Source organism: Rhodosalinus sp. (assembly GCF_046542825.1).
Taxonomy (GTDB): domain Bacteria; phylum Pseudomonadota; class Alphaproteobacteria; order Rhodobacterales; family Rhodobacteraceae; genus Rhodosalinus.
The window spans coordinates 1-4,411 of record NZ_JBKHAQ010000162.1 but is presented as its reverse complement, the minus strand read 5'-3'; the positions used below and the strand labels follow the sequence as shown (position 1 = coordinate 4,411).

The window sequence follows — 4,411 nt, the reverse complement described above, 5'->3', positions numbered from 1 at the left end:
AGCTGAAGGAGGCCTTCGACGAGCTGTCGCGCGGCGAGGTGAACGCCGAGACCCTCGGCAAGCTCTTCGCGCTCGACGACCGGCATTTCTGGAAAGGGGCCGTGGTCGGCGCGGGCGTCGTGCTGGCCCTGTCGAACCTTCCGACGATCAAGGCGTTCATGGCAATGGCGGCCGCGAGCGCGGGCCAGGCGATGAACAAGGCACCCGGGCGGGCCGGGAAAGCCGCCGCCGGCAACCCACCCGCTGACGGCGAGGAGACCGAGGAATGAGCGAAATGGAAAGTCAGCGCGCGCAGGTTCAGCCCATCGTGCCGAGCGGCGGGGCGGTGTTGCGCGCGGGTCTGAGCGGGGCGGCCATCGCCGGCGTCTGGACCGGCATCTACGAGACGATCCGAGTCCGCAACGGCGAGATCGGCAGCGAGGAAGCCGTCCGCACGACCCTGAACAGCGCCGCGATCGGTGCCGGTGCCGGCACGGTGGCGACCATCGTCGGCCACGTCGCCCGCAGCATGCCGCTTCTCGCGCTTGCGGGGGCGGCAATTGGCCTGATCTACCTCGCCAACCAGTCGCACAGGGTCCCGTCCGCGACGCCGGAGGACGATGCGGCCCCCGGATCCGACGAGGACGACCCGGACGACGCGGTCAGGACGTAGGCCCGCGCCGCAGGACGCCTGCGCGATACCGAAAAAGAAGAAAGAAAGGACGAAACATGCACAACCGACCTCCCCAGGGCCCGCTTTCCGGCATGACCAACGGCCGGTTCCTGACCGGCGCCGCCGTCGGCGGTCTCGTGACCTATGTGCTCACCAACGAGGCGGTGCAGAAGGCCATGATCAACGGCGCGGCACAGGTGTGGATGGCGCTCAAGGGCGGCATGGAAGAGACCAGGGAGCGGTTCCGGGACGCCGAGGCGGAAATCAAGGCGACGCGGTCGAAGTAAGCGCCCCTCGCATGAGCTTCGACCTGATCCAAAGACCGTCCCCGCCCGCGGCGCGACCGGCCTCGGGCACGCGCGTCGAGCTTGCCCATGCCTGTCCGGGGCGGCTGCGCGCGCGAATGCCGCTCGTGGGTCTCGACCGGCTCGACACCGATCATCTGGAGCGGCTCATCGGGGCGACGCCCGGCGTGTCGTCGGTCCGGATCAACCCCGGCGCCCTGTCCGTCATCGTCGAGCACGAGATCGCGGCGGGCGCGCGGGAGCGGGTGCTCGAACGCCTGCGGTCCATCGGCCGCGACCGCCTGCGCTTTCGCCGGGCGGAGGAGGACGACGTCCCGTCGATCGCGCCGCTCGTTCTGCGGGTCGCGTTTCTCGGGGCCGTGCGGGTCCTGCCTGCCCGGCTGGGCACGGTGATCGGGGCCGCCTTGCTGGCCCCGCGGGTGCTGCGCGGGGCCCGCTCGGTCCTGTCGGGCAAGGTGGAGGTGGAACTCCTCGACGCGCTCGCGGTCTCCGTGGGCGCGTTGCGTGGCGGGATCGGAACGGCCGTCACCACCGATCTGATGATGGGAACCGGCGAGTATCTCGAGGACCGCACGATGCGGCATTCGGCGGCGCTTCTTCAGGACATGCTGCTGCCCAACCCCGAAACCGCCTGGCTCGTGCGCGACGGCGGGGCGGTGGAGGTGCCCTTCGACACCCTGCGCCTGGGCGATACCGTGCTTGCGGGGACCGGAGAGCGCGTGCCGGTCGACGGCCTCGTCCTCGACGGGCAGGCACTCGTCAACGAGGCCTCGATCACGGGCGAGAGCGTGCCGGTCACCAAGGCGCCGGGCGACAGCATCATCGCCGGCAGCCTGATCGAGAGCGGCAGCGTCAAGATCGAGGCGCGGCAGGTCGGCGACGAGACGACGACCGCACGGATCGCGCATCTCATCCAGGAGTCGCTGGAGGTCCGGTCGGAGACCGAGCGCGTGGCCCAGAAACACGGCGACCGGCAGGTCTACATGACGCTCGGGCTCGCCGCCGTCACGCTTGCCGCGACGCGCGACCCCAGGCGGCTCAGTTCGGTATTTCTCGTCGACTACGCCTGCCCCATCAAGCTGTCGGCACCGGTCGCGGTGCGCGCCACGATGTCGGACGCGGCCGGCCGCGGCATCCTGATCAAGGGCGGGCGGAGCATCGAGAAGCTCGCCGAGGTCGACACCTTCGTCTTCGACAAGACCGGGACGCTCACCCATGGCGCGCTGACGGTGACCGACGTGATCCCGTTGATGCCGGAGAGCTGGCCCGCGGACCGCATGCTCGCCCTTGCCGCCGCGGTCGAGGAGCACTCGAATCATCCCGTGGCGCGCGCGATCGTCGCCGAGGCGGCGGCGCGCGAGGCCGGCCATCCCGAGCACGGCGACGTGGACTTCGAAGTGGGCTACGGTCTGCGCACCACCGCCAGCGGGGCGGAGGTGCTGATCGGCAGCCGGCATTTCCTGGAAGACCGCGAAGGCGTGGACTTCCGGGCACATGACGACCGGATCGACGCGCTGGTGAACGACGGCAAGATGCTGCTCTACCTCGCCATCGGCGGGCGGCCCCTGGGGCTGATCGGCCTGCGCGACGATCTGCGCGCCGATGCGGCGGAGACCATGCGCCGCCTGCGCGCCGCCGGGGTCACGTCGCTCGTTATGCTGACGGGCGACCGGAGGGAACGGGCCGAGGGCTTCGGCGCGGAGCTTGGCTTCGACCGGGTCCATGCCGAATTGCACCCCGAGGACAAGCTGCGCATTCTCGCCGCGCTGCAGGAGGCCGGCCACAAGGTCGCCTTCCTCGGCGACGGCGTGAACGATGCGCCGGCGCTGGCGCAGGCCGATGTGGGGCTCTCGATGCAGAAGGGCGCCGACATCGCCCAGGCCGCCGCGGACGTGATGCTGATGGAGGACCGGCTGGGCGCCGTGGCGGACGCGCGCGAGATCTGCGACCAGGCCATGCGCATCGTGTCCTCCAACAGCACCATGGCCATCGGCTTCAACTCGGCGCTGTTCGTCGCCGCCTCCGTGGGCGCGCTCTCGCCCATCGGCGCGGCCATGCTGCACAACGGATCGACGATCGCGTTGCTTCTGTCGGCCATCGCCCGGGCGGGCCTGCCATCCGGGGCGGACCGCGCCAGGATCGCCCGGGCCGACGCGCCACGATCGACCGCGACGCGCCAAGAGTAGTTGACCGTTTCACTCTGGAAGGTGTAGGCTAATCCGCGATGGGCCGGTATTGGCAGGGAGTCGCGGAACCATGGTCGATTGCGTGCATCACATTCCGGGCCGCGCCCGGTTCAAGATCGAGGCGCTTCGCCGCGATCCGGAACTGATGGCCCTCATCGAGCGCCAGGTGGGATCGCTCGAAGGCGTCAAGATGGTCGAGATCAACCGTCATGCGGCGTCGATCGTGGTGCACTACTGCACCGAGCGCGGTGCAATCGACGCGATCATGGATCACATCTGCGCCCATTGCCCCAAGGCGCAGCTCAATCGCCGCGCCTCGCGCGAGGCTGCGCTGCCGCCCGTCCCGATCCGCCCGGCGGCCCGGGCGCGGGCGCCCGTCGTCTCCGCCATGCGCGACGCGGCGGGCAAGGCCCTGCTGAAGGCGCTGATCGAGCAGGCTTTCGAACGCGGCGTCACCGGGACCGTCCGCATCTAGCGGTTGCCGTCAGGTCAACCCGTCTGCCGGCATCGGGCGCCCGCTTCAACCCCCATCGGGACGCATGCGGGAGCCGTTGCGCCGCTGGAGGCAGCCGCGCGATGGGCCTGTCGAGGCTGACAACGCATGGCAGGATCGGTGCATCCCGGCGAACGGCGCATTTGCCGATCGTTGGAGCGCAGGTTGCAGGTCAGCGGAAAGAACGACCGGCCCGCCTTGTATCATCCACGCGCATCCACGGCCCCGGGATGGGCCGGGCGGTTGATCCCCTGAACCTCCAAGCCTTTTCGAACACAAACCCGATCGCCGGGTTGCCCGTCCTCATGGCTTTCCTTGCGCACTCTTCCCGGCCGCGGTCTCCCATCGCGTTACCCCTTCCCGACCGCAGACAGGACTGGCATCGGAAAGGACTGGCCTCGGAAAGGACTGGCCTCGGTCGCGCGACCCGGTCCTCGAGTTGCGTCAGCAGCTCGCGGGCCTTCGTGTTCGTCCTCCCGCGCATCAGTCTGCGGGGGGCCTCTTTCGTGGCGCTCTCCCTTCGGAACGGGGAAACATCCTTCAGGGGCCGGGCGTGTTCCCGATCGGATACAGTGCGCCATGTGTCGCGTGTCGCCTCGGGCCGGCTGCCATGCCATTTGCGGGAGCGTCATGCTGCATTGCGATTGTGCCGCCTTGGCTGTCGTTGCAAGGTCCCGCCCATGACGAAACTGCGTGCTCTCTGGTCCGGCGACCTTGATTTGAACGAAGCCTTCTGGACCTGGACGGTGACGGTGGGTCTGCTGGTCAATATCGC

Annotated in this window: 5 protein-coding genes; all 5 read left to right on the top strand. The window is 69.5% G+C overall.

Going from position 1 to position 4,411, the window contains the following annotated elements:
* A partial coding sequence (locus tag ACLFOB_RS14360; RefSeq protein ID WP_410926524.1) for a hypothetical protein occupies window positions 1-269 on the top strand: 269 nt, incomplete at its 5' end.
* Entirely contained in the window at window positions 266-652 is a 387-nt protein-coding gene (locus ACLFOB_RS14355; protein ID WP_410926523.1) for a hypothetical protein, read from the top strand. The genes ACLFOB_RS14360 and ACLFOB_RS14355, both read left to right, overlap by 4 nt.
* Before the next feature lie 56 nt (window positions 653-708).
* Window positions 709-939, top strand: a complete 231-nt coding sequence (locus tag ACLFOB_RS14350) for a hypothetical protein (RefSeq protein WP_410926522.1) — start codon at window positions 709-711, stop codon at window positions 937-939.
* A gap of 11 nt (window positions 940-950) precedes the next feature.
* The gene (locus ACLFOB_RS14345; protein WP_410926521.1) at window positions 951-3,143 is read left to right on the top strand and encodes a heavy metal translocating P-type ATPase; all 2,193 of its coding nucleotides are present in this window, start codon (window positions 951-953) and stop codon (window positions 3,141-3,143) included.
* Window positions 3,144-3,213: 70 nt separating this feature from the next.
* Window positions 3,214-3,618: an HMA2 domain-containing protein gene (locus tag ACLFOB_RS14340; RefSeq protein ID WP_410926520.1), complete on the top strand. Its 405-nt coding sequence runs from the start codon at window positions 3,214-3,216 to the stop codon at window positions 3,616-3,618.
* Window positions 3,619-4,411: the final 793 nt, after the last annotated feature.

Excerpts from the sequence above, each read along its gene's own strand:
- ACLFOB_RS14345 (WP_410926521.1), top strand. The coding sequence starts at position 951 with ATGAGCTTCGACCTGATCCAAAGACCGTCCCCGCCCGCGGCGCGACCG.
- ACLFOB_RS14355 (WP_410926523.1), top strand. The coding sequence starts at position 266 with ATGAGCGAAATGGAAAGTCAGCGCGCGCAGGTTCAGCCCATCGTGCCG.
- ACLFOB_RS14340 (WP_410926520.1), top strand. The coding sequence starts at position 3,214 with ATGGTCGATTGCGTGCATCACATTCCGGGCCGCGCCCGGTTCAAGATC.
- ACLFOB_RS14350 (WP_410926522.1), top strand. The coding sequence starts at position 709 with ATGCACAACCGACCTCCCCAGGGCCCGCTTTCCGGCATGACCAACGGC.